This is a genomic window from Nostoc sp. DedQUE12b, from assembly GCF_034530835.1.
In the GTDB taxonomy this organism is placed as follows: Bacteria; Cyanobacteriota; Cyanobacteriia; order Cyanobacteriales; family Nostocaceae; genus Nostoc.
Map to the genome: position 1 here is coordinate 1 of NZ_JAVRCI010000023.1, position 16042 is coordinate 16042.

16 protein-coding genes are annotated in these 16042 nt (G+C 42.4%); 10 read left to right on the top strand and 6 right to left on the bottom strand.

What is annotated here, in order from left to right; translation table 11 throughout:
- Window positions 1–658 precede the first annotated feature (658 nt).
- From RMY16_RS13870 to cysS, 3 genes are all read right to left on the bottom strand, one after another.
- Complete coding sequence (locus RMY16_RS13870; protein ID WP_322736847.1) at window positions 659–2005, bottom strand: TldD/PmbA family protein; 1347 nt, start codon at window positions 2003–2005, stop codon at window positions 659–661.
- A gap of 118 nt (window positions 2006–2123) precedes the next feature.
- Window positions 2124–3563: a TldD/PmbA family protein gene (locus RMY16_RS13875; RefSeq protein WP_322736848.1), complete on the bottom strand. Its 1440-nt coding sequence runs from the start codon at window positions 3561–3563 to the stop codon at window positions 2124–2126.
- A gap of 177 nt (window positions 3564–3740) precedes the next feature.
- Window positions 3741–5186 (bottom strand): cysteine--tRNA ligase, encoded by a 1446-nt coding sequence (gene cysS / locus RMY16_RS13880; RefSeq protein WP_322736849.1) that lies wholly within the window; start codon window positions 5184–5186, stop codon window positions 3741–3743.
- Between the two features lie 232 nt (window positions 5187–5418).
- On the opposite strand from cysS, the gene RMY16_RS13885 reads away from it, so the two are divergent.
- The 5 genes from RMY16_RS13885 (at window position 5419) to RMY16_RS13905 (ending at window position 10045) form a co-directional block, all read left to right on the top strand.
- Complete coding sequence (locus tag RMY16_RS13885) at window positions 5419–6537, top strand: CobW family GTP-binding protein (RefSeq protein WP_099103284.1); 1119 nt, start codon at window positions 5419–5421, stop codon at window positions 6535–6537.
- A gap of 118 nt (window positions 6538–6655) precedes the next feature.
- Entirely contained in the window at window positions 6656–7108 is a 453-nt protein-coding gene (dtd, locus tag RMY16_RS13890; protein WP_322736850.1) for a D-aminoacyl-tRNA deacylase, read from the top strand.
- A gap of 103 nt (window positions 7109–7211) precedes the next feature.
- Window positions 7212–7553, top strand: coding sequence for a photosystem II reaction center protein Psb28 (psb28, locus tag RMY16_RS13895; RefSeq protein WP_322736851.1), 342 nt, complete (start codon window positions 7212–7214; stop codon window positions 7551–7553).
- 94 nt (window positions 7554–7647) lie between these two features.
- On the top strand, window positions 7648–8151 hold the full coding sequence (locus RMY16_RS13900; protein WP_416211668.1) for a MogA/MoaB family molybdenum cofactor biosynthesis protein: 504 nt from the start codon (window positions 7648–7650) through the stop codon (window positions 8149–8151).
- Window positions 8152–8293: 142 nt separating this feature from the next.
- Window positions 8294–10045: a diguanylate cyclase gene (locus RMY16_RS13905; protein WP_322736852.1), complete on the top strand. Its 1752-nt coding sequence runs from the start codon at window positions 8294–8296 to the stop codon at window positions 10043–10045.
- A gap of 188 nt (window positions 10046–10233) precedes the next feature.
- Here the strand turns inward: RMY16_RS13905 and mraY are convergent, their stop codons facing one another.
- Both mraY and RMY16_RS13915 read right to left on the bottom strand, forming a co-directional pair.
- Window positions 10234–11337 (bottom strand): phospho-N-acetylmuramoyl-pentapeptide-transferase, encoded by a 1104-nt coding sequence (gene mraY, locus RMY16_RS13910; protein WP_322736853.1) that lies wholly within the window; start codon window positions 11335–11337, stop codon window positions 10234–10236.
- Window positions 11338–11417: 80 nt separating this feature from the next.
- A complete protein-coding gene (locus tag RMY16_RS13915) occupies window positions 11418–11660 on the bottom strand; it encodes a DUF3134 domain-containing protein (RefSeq protein ID WP_322736854.1) in 243 nt (80 codons plus the stop codon).
- 244 nt (window positions 11661–11904) lie between these two features.
- Between RMY16_RS13915 and RMY16_RS13920 the strand changes: the two genes are divergently transcribed.
- From RMY16_RS13920 to mdh, 5 genes are all read left to right on the top strand, one after another.
- A complete protein-coding gene (locus tag RMY16_RS13920; protein ID WP_322736855.1) occupies window positions 11905–12489 on the top strand; it encodes a PAP/fibrillin family protein in 585 nt (194 codons plus the stop codon).
- 393 nt (window positions 12490–12882) lie between these two features.
- Entirely contained in the window at window positions 12883–13098 is a 216-nt protein-coding gene (locus tag RMY16_RS13925) for a photosystem I reaction center subunit IV (protein WP_229451189.1), read from the top strand.
- Window positions 13099–13350: 252 nt separating this feature from the next.
- Window positions 13351–14241 carry a DNA-formamidopyrimidine glycosylase gene (locus RMY16_RS13930; RefSeq protein WP_322736856.1) on the top strand — a complete coding sequence of 297 codons (891 nt, stop codon included), beginning with the start codon at window positions 13351–13353 and terminating at the stop codon, window positions 14239–14241.
- An 86-nt stretch (window positions 14242–14327) separates the two neighbouring features.
- A complete protein-coding gene (locus RMY16_RS13935; protein ID WP_322736857.1) occupies window positions 14328–14543 on the top strand; it encodes an NAD(P)H-quinone oxidoreductase subunit O in 216 nt (71 codons plus the stop codon).
- Between the two features lie 86 nt (window positions 14544–14629).
- On the top strand, window positions 14630–15619 hold the full coding sequence (gene mdh, locus RMY16_RS13940) for a malate dehydrogenase (RefSeq protein ID WP_322736858.1): 990 nt from the start codon (window positions 14630–14632) through the stop codon (window positions 15617–15619).
- Between the two features lie 198 nt (window positions 15620–15817).
- Here the strand turns inward: mdh and RMY16_RS13945 are convergent.
- A partial coding sequence (locus RMY16_RS13945) for a translation initiation factor (protein WP_322736859.1) occupies window positions 15818–16042 on the bottom strand: 225 nt, incomplete at its 5' end.

Genomic DNA, 16042 nt, shown 5'->3' on the forward strand with positions numbered 1-16042 from the left:
GTTGATGGCGGATGGACTAGCTTTAACCAATATCCGCGTCAGCTTGGCGATATCAACGGCGATGGTCGCAATGATATTGTTGGTTTTGGAAATGCTGATGTCTACGTCGCTCTAGCTTAATAGTTTGTTTGTTATTAGCTAGCTCCGAGGTCATCTCCCTGTTAGAGGATGTTTGTAAAGTCTAATAGACCTTTTGCAAAAATCCTTGAATCACCCCTCCCCAACCCTCCCCGTATGTATTGGGGAGGGGGCAAGATTTCAAGTTTACCGCCAATATATCGGGGGGATAAAGGGGGTTTATTCGACTTATGCAAGAGGTTTAATTTATTACTAGCCTTGGCGATTATAAGTCGTGCGCCAGTTGTTCATGGGGAAAGCCCCCTTATCTACGGGACGCTACGCGAATGTTTGTATAGTAGCGATTTCTATCCGCGCAATACTTTTCAAACATCTTCTTAGGGGAAATTTCTCGGTTCTATCGCTCCCCTGATCCTAAAGTAACTTACGCTATTATTAAATACCAAGCTGAGAAACTGCAAAACTCATTCTGCGTAAGGATAATAGGTTTAAAAAAGCATGGATTTAATATTAGGAACCATAAAGGGAGCGATAGAGCCTATTTTTATCTGTTGGCTTTTGATTTCCTCTCAGCAGATGATTACAAAGTATATGTAAAATCTTCTACCAGCATACCGGGAACTAAACTACCTCCTAGTTGGCGACTTTCATAAGTTCCTACTTCGGGAATAAACTCCTGAAAAGTAGTCAAATCTATTAGATTTTCTCCCCAGAAGCGATAGAGACTTTCATCAAAACGTAAGTTTTCAATGGGGGCGATAATTTCTCCATTTTCTACCCAAAAACAAGCATAACGAGTCATACCTGTGATTCTACCAGTGTGGCGATCGCTCCAATTCAAGTAATGCAAATTTGATACATATAATCCTGTATCTAAACTCGGAAGAATCTGCTCAAATACTAAATTACCAGTACTCACTTCTGGCGCTCGTAAAGTCTCTGAACCATTAGCGCCGTTGGCAATTTTTTGATATTCCTTAGCAGTCCGGGAATTCACCAAAGTATTTACCAAACTTCCTTTTTCTATTACAGGTAACTCCGGTGCTGCCATTTCTCCCAATTCATTAAATCGCGGCACTAATCCTCTCTGAAAATTTTCTTTCAAACTAAATTTTAGAGAAAGTTGTTTTTCTTGACGCGATAAAGCAGCTAAAGCACTGTTTCCTTGTTGGATATCAGCTTCGCTCACAGCTCCCCAAGAAAGCATCAATAATAAATCTGCAACAGCAGCAGGTGCAAAATAAGTTCTGTACTGTCCACGTGGCAGTTCTTTAGTTGGGTGAGCAAGCAATTCTAGTTGTTTTTTAGCTTCGCTAATTTTGGCAATATATGTAGATTCATTCCAATCACTCCCGGCAAATGTACCCTTAACAGCTTGTCCAGATGTAGAGAATAGAGAATAATCTAATGTGAAAGAATCAGTAGCAAACCAGTGTTTTTGACCGCTAGAATCACCATAAGCTTTAATTACCATTCCCCCTGCATATATCCCTGTAAAATCTAATTCAGCAACAAGTTCTAGCACCGTTGAGACTACTGCTTCTGCCGCCAATAAATTCCCAAAATGTATTTCTCGACTGGTATTATTTCCTGATGGCAAAACTAGATATGGATCGATGGGTAGTAAAATAAGTTCTTCACGTAATTCCTGTAAAGAATTATATGCTAACTGCCAGTCTACCTCCCAATTGCCAGTAAAGGGAAACTGCCGAACACTGTTGCGCTGCTCTTTCATCAAAGTTAGTTCTATCCAACCATCAGCAACACAACCAGTTTGTCGCACTTTCGCATGATTAAAACGAGTAAATTGACTTATCTCACTGCTAAGTCTTACAGTAAATTGTTCATTTTCTGCTTTCTTGATCAGCAGAGTTTCAATCAGTCGATTAAAACTGACTTCTAATGCAGATAATTCCTCAATTTTCATAGATGTTAAATATTAATAGGGAGTGGAGAAGGGGAAAAAGTTATAAGTTAGGAGTGAGGAGTTATGAGTTGAAGATTTTTTTAACTTTTAACTTATAACTTTCAACTCCTAACTTTTTTCAAGTTCCTCCACCAAAAACTTCAACATTAGCAAACACACAGATAGGCGAACCGTGTCCTACCCAAATGGCCTGATTTGGTTCTCCTTTGCCACAATAAGGAGTACCATATATTTGCCAATTTGTGGCATCTCCGACTTTAATTAAAGTATGCCAAAACTCTGGTGTTGTGGCGCGGTAATTTGGATTACGAAGGGTTTTGGTGAGTTTGCCATTTTCAATTAATTTAGCGTACTCACAACCAAATTGGAATTTGTAGCGGCGATCATCAATTGACCAAGAACGGTTAGATTCCATGTAAACCCCGTGTTCTATCCCGCCAATAATATCTTCAAAAGTGCCGTTTAAAGGCTCTAAATTCAAGTTACCCATGCGATCGATCGCTGGCCGATTCCATGAGCAAGCACGGGCACAGGCAACTCCTGGTACACCTGCTCTTACTTGACTCTCTAGACTGCCTAAACCCCGTTGCAGTACACCTTCTTTAACCAAATACTCCCGTGTCGCTACAGCACCGGTATCATCAAAGCCGTAGCTAGAAAATTCACCAGGCACGGTAGGATCAAAGGTAATGTTCATCAAAGGCGAACCATATACTAGGTTGCCAAAATCGCTTTTATTAACAAAGCTACCCCCAGCATAATTACGCTCATCTCCCAAAATTCGGTCAATTTCTAGGGGATGCCCAACACTTTCATGGATTTGCAGCATCATTTGATCTGGAGCTAAAACTAAATTGGTACGGGTGGTTGGGCATTCTTCTGCTGTCAAGAGTTCTATTGCTTGTTCACCTATTTGCCGCACCCGATGCCATAAGTTTTCTTGTTTTAACAGTTCGAGTCCGCCTTGGTAACAGTTTGCTTGCGAGCCGTTGTTGCTGCGCTGCTGTACAACTGCTCCATCTTGGGCGGTGGCTCCATAATGAGTGCCTATAGATAGAATTTTTTGATAAACTTCTGAGCCGTTGCTGCTAACAAACCAAGATTCTCTCTCAGTGGTGCTGGCACTGGCTATGGTTTGCACAATTTTGTCGTCAACTTTCAGCGTTTGGCAAATGCGAACTAGTAAATTGTTGATTTCTCCTGGACTCAGAGCATCCAATGGCTCAATAAATGGAGATTTATATTCACCAACGACTTTAGGGCGCTCACTTTCACGGAAAGGATGTATCCACCATTCACTGGCTGCTAGTGCCTGTTTGTAGGCTGTTTGGGCAGCGGTTTGCAGGGAAGACAGTTCTAGAGAGTTAGTAGCTGCATAACCCAGACAGCCATTGACCAAAACTTCCAGCATGGCTCCGACAGTGAAGGATTTGCCGTTTAGTTGGGGTAAGGCGTCACGGACTAAACGGTTAGTAGAAGTTTCCTTTACGGCTCTAATACCAATCCAATCAGCGGGTATATCGAAACTAGCGATCGCTTTTTTGAGTTCAGACCACATAATTTTGGGGAATAAAGAATAAAGAATGGGGAATGGGGAATGGGGAATGGGGAATGGGGCAGAGGTGCAAAGGTGCGGAGGGGCAGAGGTGCGGAGGGGAAAAACTTACTGCAATTTCTCCCCTGCTCCCCTGCTCCCCTGCTCCCCTGCTTTTCCATTCCCTACTCCCCACTCTTCCTAATTCCAGTGCCAGCGCGTGCCATCACGGCTATCAATTAGCGTAATACCTTGTGCTTGAAGTTCGTCACGAATGCGATCGCTTTCGGCAAAATTCTTGGCTTTACGTGCTTCTTGCCTTTGCTGAATTTTCGCTTCAATTTCCGTATCGCTTAAACCATTACTCTTGTAAGTTTCCGCTTCTATCTTGGCTTCTAAACCCAAAACTCCAGCTAATGTAACGAGAGTTTGCCATTGAAGTTGTAAGTCCTCTGCTGATGTTTCGGTTTTCCCTTCATGGACAATAATATTTCCCTCACGGCGCAGTTCTTTAGCTAATTCAAATAGCACTGTTAACCCACCAGGAAAATTAAAGTCGTTATTTACAGTTTCTTGAAAGCGTTCAACAGTTTCAGGAAGTAGTGAGGTAGTCCCCACTCCCCATCCTAGTTTTTTGCCGTATTGGTAGCCGAAGAGTAAACCTTCTTTAATGGTGTGCCAACCATTGGTTGCTGCGGCGATCGCTTCGTCGGTAAAATCAATTGGTGTACGATATTGAGCGGTCAGTACGAACAACCGCACTGCCATCGGGTCAACTCCTCGATCCAGCAAGTCTCGAATAGTGGTAAAGTTGCCCAAAGATTTGGACATTTTTTGACCATCTACTGTCACCATGCCGTTATGTAACCAGTAACGCGCTAGGGGTTTTCCTGTTACAGCCTCAGATTGAGCAATTTCGTTTTCGTGGTGGGGAAAAATTAAGTCGGCACCCCCAGCATGAATATCGATGGTATCACCCAAGCGATCGCGCACCATTGCCGAGCATTCTATATGCCACCCCGGACGGCCTGCGCCCCAAGGTGATTCCCAAGCAGGTTCTCCCGGTTTTGCTGCCTTCCATAAAGCAAAATCGAAGGAGTCTTTCTTTTTCTGGTACTCTGGATCTTCTATGTTGACGCGATCGCTTTTCCCGGCTTGCAAATCTTCTAATTTCTGTCCAGAAAGCTTGCCATACTCAGAAAACTGCCGCACTGCATAATAAACATCGCCGTCAGCAGGGTAAGCAAAACCCTTATTTTCTAGCTCATGAATTAATCGCTGAATGCCATTCATCGTGTGGGTAGCACGCGGATATTCATCAGCTTCTTTGATTGAGAGCCGCGCCATATCTTCAAAATATGCTTTGATAAAGCGATCGGCTACGGCTTCCATCGATGAATTTTCAGCACAGGCTCGATTGAGAATCTTGTCATCAATATCAGTAAAATTCTGGATATATCGGACTTCATAACCGATAAACTGGAGGTATCGGCGTATTACATCCCAAACGATGCAAGCTCTAGCATGACCCAAATGGCAGTAGTCATATACCGTCACACCGCAGTAATACATCTTAACCTTGCCTGTTTCGACTGTTTCAAACGGTTCTTGACGACGGGTGAGGGTATTGTAAAGGGTTAGGGTCATAACAGAGTAATGCTGAAATAGAGAGATACGTAATAATAGGGTAAAGCAGCTGGGATGACAGTCCAGCATCCCTATGCTAGTACGTCACGGCGGAAATCAACATACTATTGGACAAAATCTCGAAAGCTCAGAAATCAAAGGTTTTTGACTTTTGACTTCCGCCTTGCGGCGCTAGTGTTTTCTGGACCATCTGCGCTACATTACTATTTTTTGAATATTTGATCACAGCGCTATGCAATCAGCAGTTACACCAGAATCTTCGGCAATGGATACGCCCAAACAAGGAATGCCAGTAACAATTATTACTGGTTTCCTCGGTAGTGGCAAGACGACTTTACTCAATCATATCCTCAACAACCAACAGGGTTTAAAAACCGCTGTTCTCGTAAATGAATTTGGCGAAATTGGCATCGATAACGAGCTAATTGTTTCCACTGGTGAGAACATGGTGGAGCTAAATAATGGTTGTATCTGCTGCACTATTAATAATGATTTAGTAGATGCAGTTTACAAAGTTTTAGAACGCCAAGAAAATCTAGATTATCTAGTAGTGGAAACAACTGGATTGGCAGATCCGCTACCAGTAGCTTTAACATTTCTGGGCACAGAGTTGCGGGATTTAACCCGTTTGGATTCGATTATTACTGTGGTAGACGCGGCAAATTACAGCCTAGATTTATTTAACTCTGAGGCAGCATACAGCCAAATTGCTTATGGCGATGTAATTGTGCTGAACAAAGCAGATTTAGTTGATGAAGCCACTTTGAACGAGTTAGAAAGAAAAATTAATGAAGTTAAGGAAGGAGCAAGAATTATCCGCGCGACGCGATCGCAAGTGCCACTTCCTTTAATTCTCAGTGTTGGTCTGTTTGAGTCGGATAAATATTTTGACACAGTGGTGGATGAACACGACCATCACGATCATGAACATCACGATCATCATGATGATCATGACCACTCAACATGCGGTCACGATCATCACGACCATGACCACGATCACCACGATCATCACCATCATTCTGACCATTTAGAAAATGATGGTTTTACTTCCATATCTTTCCAAAGTGACAAGCCTTTTTCTATTAGGAAGTTTCAGTATTTCTTAGATAACCAGCTACCCTCAAATATCTTCCGAGCGAAGGGGATTATGTGGTTTGATGAAAGTCCGAAGCGTCATATTTTCCACCTTTGCGGTAAACGCTTCACCTTGGATGATGATGAATGGAAAGGTCAACTGAAAAACCAGCTAGTGCTGATTGGTCAAAATTTGGATCGTGAGGCTTTAATTAGTCAACTTGAAAAATGCATTTGTCTACCTTCAACCTCTCGCGGTAAAGGGTTTGGCAAATAAAAGTTAGGAGTTAAGAGTTTAATACTCGTTCCCAGGTAGAATCTGGGAACTCATTCCCAATTGCTCTGCCATTTGTCCTGATGAATGAAAACGCTTCCTCACGAACGTTTAGATTAAAATGCGCGTTGTTATCCAGCGAGTCAAATCATCTCAAGTTACAGTTAATGGTGAAATTATCAGCAAAATTGGGCAGGGGCTAAATTTGCTTGTAGGTATAGCCAATACCGATACTGATGCTGAAATCGACTGGATGGTGCGTAAATGCTTAGAATTGCGGCTGTTTCCTGACCAAGAAGGAGACAACCGTTGGCAAAAATCCATACAAGAAATTGGCGGCGATTTGTTAGTAGTCAGTCAGTTTACACTTTATGGTGACTGTCGCAAAGGTCGCCGTCCTTCTTTTGACCGTTCAGCTGCTCCCCAATCGGCAGAAGATTTGTATAATCGTTTTGTTATCAAGTTAAGAGCTAGCGGGTTGCAGGTAGAAACAGGTAAGTTTGGTGTCATGATGCAAGTTACGATTGAAAACGACGGCCCCGTAACTTTATTACTTGAAAAAGAAGCGATTTAAGTATATACACTAAAAACTGAATAACAGTAGCCTCTAGACCGTGGTGTTCTAATTGATGAGAGAATATTAAATTAACCATTACCAAAGTTTAAATTCATTCATCATGGCGAAAATCCAGTTTTCTAGAGGTCTTGACGAAGAGGTAACTCCAGATGTGCGCTTGACGCGATCGCGTACTGGGGACAGTGGTACAGCGACATTTACTTTTACGAATCCAAAAATTTTAGATCAAGGTACTACCGAAGATATTACCGGAATGTACTTGATTGACGAAGAAGGCGAGATAATTACCCGTGAAGTTAAGGCTAAATTTATTAACGGGAAACCGGAAGAATTAGAAGCACTTTACGTAATGAAATCAGCTCAAGAATGGGAGCGCTTTATGCGTTTCATGGAGCGGTATGCTGAAGAAAACGATCTGGGACTGAGCAAAAATGAGGCATAGAGAATAGGGCATAGGGCATGGGGCATTGATAATTGTCAATGCGTCATTTACCATGCCCAATTATCCATTATTAAAAGTACATGAGTGACATATAATGCCACAACCCCATCCAGACTCGCCTGGAGTTTTAGTAACTTGTGCTGTAGTTACTGTCAGCGATACACGCACTTTGGAAACAGACAAAAGCGGCCAGCTAATTCAGCAGTTACTCCTTGATGCTAACCATGCTGTAGGAGCCTACACGATTATTAAAGATGAACCAGCACAAATTCAAGGGCAGATAGAAAATCTAGGTAAAAGCGCAAATTTGGATGCTGTAATTTTCAATGGTGGTACAGGTATTGCACCAAGAGATACCACCTACGATGCCATTGAGAAGTTACTGGAGAAAACTTTGCCGGGATTTGGTGAGTTATTTCGTTTTTTAAGTTATCAAGAAATTGGTTCGCGGGCGATCGCATCTCGCGCTGTTGCTGGTGTTTATCAAAATAAATTAATCTTCTTGCTTCCTGGTTCCAGTAATGCTGTACGACTGGCGATGGAAAAACTCATTTTGCCCGAACTCACTCACTTGGTAAGCCAGGTTTGTAAGGGGTGAAATTAGCAGCTGTTCAGATAGTTACCATAATAACTTTTGTAAAACTAAGGCATCAGGTACTGAAATCATCCTTTCTATCCTTACATATTGAGGCTACCTAGAATTATAGTCAAACGGATGAAATATTAATATCAGGTCAGTAATGGAACCTATTTACTGGAATTGCATAATTGCTCACAGCATTACTGCATTTTCATACTTTGGTATCCCCATAGTAATAGGGATTTGCTTTGCCAAAACTAAGGCAACTATCCCTTCTAAGTTTTGGGTAGCTTTTTTGTTATCAGGTGGATTCGTACTATTTTGCGGATTTCATCACTTTTTGGCGATCTTTGAGCCATATATGGCAGTGTCGCTGCTGCACTTAGGCGTACTCGATGTAATGGCGTTTATTTCCTTGTCTACCTTACTCTACCTAATGCCAACCGCTTATCAAATTGTCAAGGCGATCGCCAGATATCAAGAAGATACCCGCGAACTGCAACGTAGTCAGCAGATGCAACGCCTATTCCTAGATCAGGGGCCATTTGCAGCCTATATCAAAGATGAGAAATCTAGAATTATATACTACAATCGGGAGCTACAATCTAGATTTTCGGTAGATCCACAAGAATGGTTAGGAAAAACGGATAGTGAATTCTTGCCAGATCCAGAAGAGGGGCGGCGAGTAATGGAAAACGATCGAATCGTTCTGAAAACTCTACGTCCCTTGAAGCTGATTGAAGAAGTAAAGGTATCTGCTAATAATCAGCCGTGCTACTGGCTATCGTTTAAGTTTCCGTTTAGCGATGGCGCAACGGGTGCTTACCGCGTTGGTGGGATCAGTATCGATATTACAGAATCTATAGAAGCACAGCGATCGCTCACTGATTTAAATCGGCAACTAGAAGAAAAAACACTGAAATTAGAAGCAAAAAAACGAGAACTTATATATCTCTCAGATATGGCGGAGATACTTTATTCCTGCGAGTCTGAAGATGAGGTGTATCAAGTAGTTGCTTTAACGTGTTCCAAGCTATTTCCGAATATAAGGGGTTCTATTTATATAATTGCTAATTCTAAAAATTATGTTCAGATGAATAGTTTTTGGGGAGGTGAAAGAAGGAGTAAAGAAATATTTTCACTATCTGATTGTTGGGCTTTGCGGAGAGGAAAATTAAATCTTTCATCGCCTCGTAATTCCGGACTAATGTGCAGTCACTTAATACAGCCTGTTAGCGGCACACATTTGTGCGTTCCATTGTTTGCACAAGGCGAAGTAGTTGGAATTTTACACCTCGACGCGCTTGAAGAAATCAGTCCAGAAGATCGACAAACTTCTGAGATTATTGCTAGAACATTAGGCATTGCACTGAATAATCTATCGATTAAACAACGTCTAACCCATGAAAACTTGCGGGATGGGATGACCCAACTATTCAATCAAAGCTATATGGAAAGCATAACAGAACAAAGGTTAGCGGAAGCGGAACGATCGGGACAACCTCTTAGTATTATTTTTCTTGATATCGATAACTTCAAGTCTTACAACTCGCGCTATGGACACGTAACTGCCAACATTGTTCTCCAGGGGTTAGCAAAGTTACTTTTAAAATCTATTCGCTCTTTTGACATTGCTTGCAGATGGGGCGGTGAAGAATTTGTGATTGTCATGCCTAATATGACACTAGAAACGCTCAGAAAGCGAGTAGAGCAATTAAGGGTAGATATTGAACAAATGCAATTGAAGGATGGCGATCGGCTCCTCGAAAGCATCACCGCTTCTTTTGGAATAGCTGTATCAGAACCAGGGATTACGGTTAAAGATTTTCTAAATCGGGCGAATCAAGCGATGCTTGAGGCAAAGCGAACAGGGAAGAATCGAGTTAGGGAATATGTAAATACTTATAATTGAAGAATAAAGAATTTAGAATACCGCAAGCGGTCAAACAATTTTAGATTTTAGATTTTAGATTGACTCTATGACTATCCTTTGCGCTTCAGTTGCCATAGAAATCAGAAACTTATAAATTTACTCTATAAAAAAACAACTCCCTGAAGATATGGGAGTTGTTTTTTATATTCAAGCAGTTTTTAAAACATTCAGAATGGAGCGATCGCTAAACAGATGGTAGCCAAAATCGCTGCGATTATATAAAAAACTCCAACCACTTGCAATTCTGACCAGCCAGTAAGTTCTAAATGATGGTGTAAAGGTGCCATTTTAAAGAGACGTTTGCCTTTGCCATCGGGGCCCTTCGTGGCTTTGTAATAACTTACCTGTGCCATTACCGAGAGGGTTTCTACAAAGAAGATACCACTGAGAATAAACAGACCTACTAAGCTGTTTGTCAATAGTGCTACAGCAGCTAAAGCTCCTCCCAGTGCCAGGGAACCAGTATCTCCCATGAAAACGCGGGCTGGGTTACGATTATGGGCTAAGAAACCTAAGCACCCGCCACTTAAAGCAGCACAGAAAACCATCAATCCTGGTGCTGTTGGTGCGACTAAAGCACCTAATGCCAAAAGTGCGATCGCTACTGTTCCTGCTGCCAAGCCATCAATACCATCTGTTAAATTAGTCGCATTACTTTCTGCAACTAGTACAAAACCTGCTAAAGGCCAAAATAGGAATCCTAATGGTAGTGTGAAGCTTACCCAAGGCAAAGCAATATTTGTAATATTAGAAGGTTGATTAAACATCAGCCATAGACAAAACATAGCCGCAAAACTCACCTGCAAAGCCAGTTTTGTTTGTGGAGATATACCTTTATTTGATTTCCGGCGCAGAATTTGCCAATCGTCGAGCCAGCCAATCAATCCATAGCTGATTGTCAAAGCCGAAACTGCAAGCACCTCTTTAGAAAAGTTAGACAATATACAGGCAAGCAATACAGATACAGGTATAAAAAATATACCGCCCATTGTGGGAGTGCCTGCCTTTTTGAGATGAGCTTGAGGGCCATCTTCACGAATTATTTGCCCAGTTTTAAGTGCTTGAAGTAAAGGTATTACCCAATAGCCCACCACACCTGAACCCAACGCACACAACAGTAGTGGCAGAGTTAGCGACATACTTTGCCACGGTAGCCGATTGGCCATCGAATCCAAGAAAAATGCTGTTGTACCTAACCCTACGGCTAATAAAGAGGCTAGAGCGATTCCAGAAATGTTTAATCCTTGCTCAGGAGATAATTTAGCGTCCACAGAAGTTTCCCTTCACTCCACACTTAATAAAATTGAATAGCAGTAACTAGGGATACTACCAAGTCCCTAGCCTGAAAAGGCTAATTCTCAGCGATTCCTATATCATCATTGTCATCATCATCGAGGTCGTAGCCAATTCCATCATCTACACCCATTAGGGAGTCTATTCCTTCTTCGTCAGCTTGAAAATCCGGTTCGTGAACGTCACGGGCGATGATGCGACCGTTGTTTTGTAACCAGTCCAACAAAGAGGACTCTGGCTTTAGGGGGATGACATCGGCTCTTTGGTTACGAGCTGCTTCACGTAATGGAGAGTTCAACATATCGAGTCAGGACAAGAAAAGGTTTACGTAAGTTGACATTTAGAGTCTATCACTTGACACGGATTAATTTAGTTATCTTTTCAACCCTTTAATTGATAAATCCGCATTCAGATAGAAATTTTTTTATTTAATAAGCATAAGGCTTAGGTCAAGCGATTCTTAGTAATTTTTATGGCTCTACATATATGTCATTAATATCTTGTTTATGCTGATGGAAAGTGAGTGATTTTTGAGGTGACAGGCGATGATGAGAAAAGCGGCTCTTATGGATGCGATCGCTGGTACAAATCGCGGTCTACTGGCGACCGAAGAACAGAAACAGGTTATCTTAGCAGCGATCGCCAATTTAGAAGACTTTAATCCTACACCCCGTCCGGTGGAAGCTAGTAATTTGCTAGATGGCAATTGGCGATTACTATACACCACTAGCAAGGCTCTTTTAAACTTAGATCGTTTACCTTTATGTAAACTGGGTCAAATCTATCAGTATATCCGGGTAGATACTACCAGTGTTTACAACATAGCTGAGATTTATGGCTTACCTTATTTAGAAGGATTAGTCAGCGTTGCTGCTAAATTTGAGCCAGTTTCAGGTCGGCGTGTCCAAGTGAAATTTGAACGTTCTATTATCGGCTTACAACGTTTAATAGAATACAATTCTCCGGTAACTTTTATCCAACAAATTGAAGCAGGTAGAAAATTTCCCGGAATTGATGTTGCCATAAACAGTGACAAACAGCAAGGCTGGTTAGATATCACTTATATAGATAACGACCTACGGATCGGCAGAGGTAATGAGGGAAGTGTGTTTGTCTTAACTAAAACATAAGCTTTTACAAAATAGCTATTTGCGAATGAAGGTACACTAAAACGTCTACCTTGTCAAGCGGGGTTTAATACCTTTTCCAATTTTGGATGTGGTATGTAACTGGGGAGCAGGGGGCAGAGGAGCGGGAAGATGAGGGAGATGAGGGGACAAGGGGACAAGGAGATAAACAAAACTCCTAACTCTTAACTCCTAACTCCTAACTCAGCACGGGCTAAACCTTTGCTTTCCGCTAACAGCACTCCTAACGCCCAATGCCCCATGCCCCATGCCCCATACCCACTCCCCAATTCAGACAAATAACTTAACAAAGACTCTTGCTGCGACCTTGAGGTTGTAGAGTGAAATCAATTAGCCCTCTAGATTGGCGATTGATAACTAAAAGGGAAAATAATCATGGTTCAACGTGGTTCTAAAGTACGTATTCTCCGCCCTGAATCCTACTGGTTTCAGGATCTAGGAACTGTGGCTTCCATCGACCAAAGCGGCATCAAATACCCTGTAATTGTCCGCTTTGATAAGGTCAATTACTCTGGTATTAATACCAACAACTTTGCCCAGGATGAATTAGTCGAGGTTGAAGCACCAAAGGCTAAAGCACCGAAAAAATAGCAGCAAAGCTACAAGGGGGTTGTTTGATGCGATGATGAAGGGTAGTCTTAAAGTCTGAAGTATGAAGTCTGAAAATTTCAGTTCATTCATTCTTTGTCCTAGCCTACCCTAATCTGCGAGAGCCGCCCTGCGGGTATTTACGGTTTCTTTTGGGTAGTAATACGAGCCATCTACGGCTATGTAAGTTACTACCCCATCTTTTCTTCCTCGATCCCTCAAATAAATCATAATTGCCTGCTTAACTCAGCTTGAATGCCTGAACTGCCTGAAGTTGAAACAGTCCGAAGGGGTCTAAATCAATTGACCCTCAACCAAGAAATCACGGGAGGAGATGTGTTGCTCGATCGCACCATCGCCTACCCGTTTTCTGTTGGTGAGTTTGTTAATGGAATTAAATATAATGCCTACCCCGGAGGGGTTGGCGCAGCCATCACTACTTGGCATCGTCGCGGTAAATATTTGCTTGCCGAACTTTCCTCCCCCTCTTCCACAAGTTGGCTAGGGGTTCATCTGCGAATGACCGGTCAACTATTATGGCTGGATAGAGATGAACCATTACACAAGCATACGCGGGTTAGATTATTCTTTGGGGATCGGCAAGAATTGCGTTTTGTTGACCAGCGAACCTTCGGTAAAATATGGTGGGTTCCGCCTGGTGTTGCTGTTGAAAGTATTATGACTGGTTTGGCAAAACTGGCAGCAGATCCATTTTCACCCGAATTCACTGTTGAATATCTAGCAAACAAACTTCACAACCGCCGCCGTCCAATTAAGACTGCGCTACTAGATCAATCGGTGGTGGCGGGATTAGGTAACATCTATGCTGATGAAGCATTATTTAAGAGTGGAATTTTACCTGAAACCTTGTGTATAGATTTGCAGCTAAAGCAAATTGAACTTTTGCGAACAGCGATAATTCAAGTGTTAGAAACCAGTATTGAGGCTGGTGGTACGACATTTAGTAATTTCTTAAATGTTAAAGGTACTAACGGCAACTATGGTGGTGTAGCCTGGGTTTATAACCGTGCTGGAGAACCCTGTCGAGTTTGTGGTACAGCAATTCAACGGATCAGGCTAGCTGGGCGATCTAGTCATTTTTGCTCCCAGTGTCAAACGTTACGGGGAGTTAGGAGACGCGATTAATCGCGTCTTTACAAGAGTTAGGAGTTCTAACTCGAAACTCTTTTAAAATGCAGGTGAAAGACGTTACAAATTTGAGAGAGGAACTCATGGCAGTCAAAAAAGGAGATTTGGTTCGCGCTGTGCGCGAGAAACTAGAAAACAGTCTGGAGGCTAAAGCCAGTGATGCTCGCTTTCCTTCTTATTTGTTTGAAACCAAGGGCGAAATTGTAGATATTAAAGGTGATTACGCCCTGATTAAGTTTGGGAAAGTGCCAACACCTAATATTTGGTTACGTGTAGATCAACTCGAAGAGTTTAAATAAGTAAAAAGACTTCAGGAGTCATAATTCAGAATTCAGCATTTATTCTGACTCCTGAATTCTTGTTGATAAAAATGGCATCTTAATTTATGTCTTTTTCCCCTAACTCCCCAATTGTCTGTAATTTACCCCGTGTCACCATCGTGGGTGCGGGTAGGGTTGGCAGTACTTTAGCTCAACGCGTTGCAGAGAAAAACCTGGCAGATGTCGTTTTACTAGATATTATTGCGGGAATGCCTCAAGGTTTGGCGCTGGATTTGATGGAAGCCAGGGGAATTGAAATACATAATCGCCAGATTATTGGCACAAATAATTATGCTGATACATCTGGTTCCCAAATCGTGGTAATTACCGCTGGATTTCCCCGTAGACCAGGGATGAGTCGGGATGATTTGTTGAAAACCAATGCCCAGATTGTGGTGGAAGCGGCAAAAAATGCGATCGCTCATTCTCCCAATGCTATTTTTATTGTCGTCACTAACCCGTTGGATGTGATGACTTATTTAGCTTGGCAAGCAACAGGTTTACCACGCGATCGCATTATGGGTATGGCTGGTGTGTTAGATTCCGCCCGTTTTGAAACCTTCATTGCCCTAGAATTGGGCGTTTTACCTGCCGATGTCAAAGCAATGGTATTGGGTAGCCACGGCGATTTAATGGTTCCCTTGTCTCGTTATGCTACCGTTAACGGCATTCCCATCACTGAATTGCTAAATGCAACCACGATTGAACGTTTGGTAGAAAGAACTCGGAACGGTGGCGCAGAAATTGTGGAATTGATGCATACGGGAGGTGCTTTTTTTGCTCCGGCATCGGCTACTAGTGTGATGGTAGAATCGATTTTATTAAATCAGTCGCGGTTGCTTCCTGTGGCGGCGTATCTGCAAGGTGAATACGGTTTAGAAGATGTTGTAATTGGTGTTCCCTGTCGGTTGGGATGCGGTGGAATTGAAAGTATTTTGGAATTGACGCTTACCGATGAAGAAAGAGAGGGTTTGCATACTTCGGCTCGATCTGTGCGTCAAAATATTGAGCGATCGCAGGAAATTTTGGGTAATAAAATAGTTCGTAATTTGTAATTCGTAATTTGTAGAAATAGCAACAAAAATAAAAGGCAGTAGGTTCTAATACCACTGCCTTATTCTTTAATTCCGAAATTTATCACCCTATAAATCAAATCTGGAAATGCCTTTCCAATTCTCTTCCTTTCTAAGGGAGAGGCTTTGAATCGTCTCCATTTTTTGCTAGAGAAGGGGGTTGGAGGGTTGGGTTTTGCGTTAGCGACGGTAATCCTGATCTGCGGGGTCGCCATAGGGGTCTTCGCTGGCTGGGCGGACGTCACCAAACTCCCCAGTGTCTGCGGGGTCGCCGTAAGGGTCTTCGCTAGCTGGGCGAACATTGCCGTAAGACGAGATATCTGCGGGATCGCCGTAAGGGTCTTCACTAGCTGGGCGAACATTGCCGTAAGACGAGATATCTGCGGGGTCGCCGTAGGGGTCTTC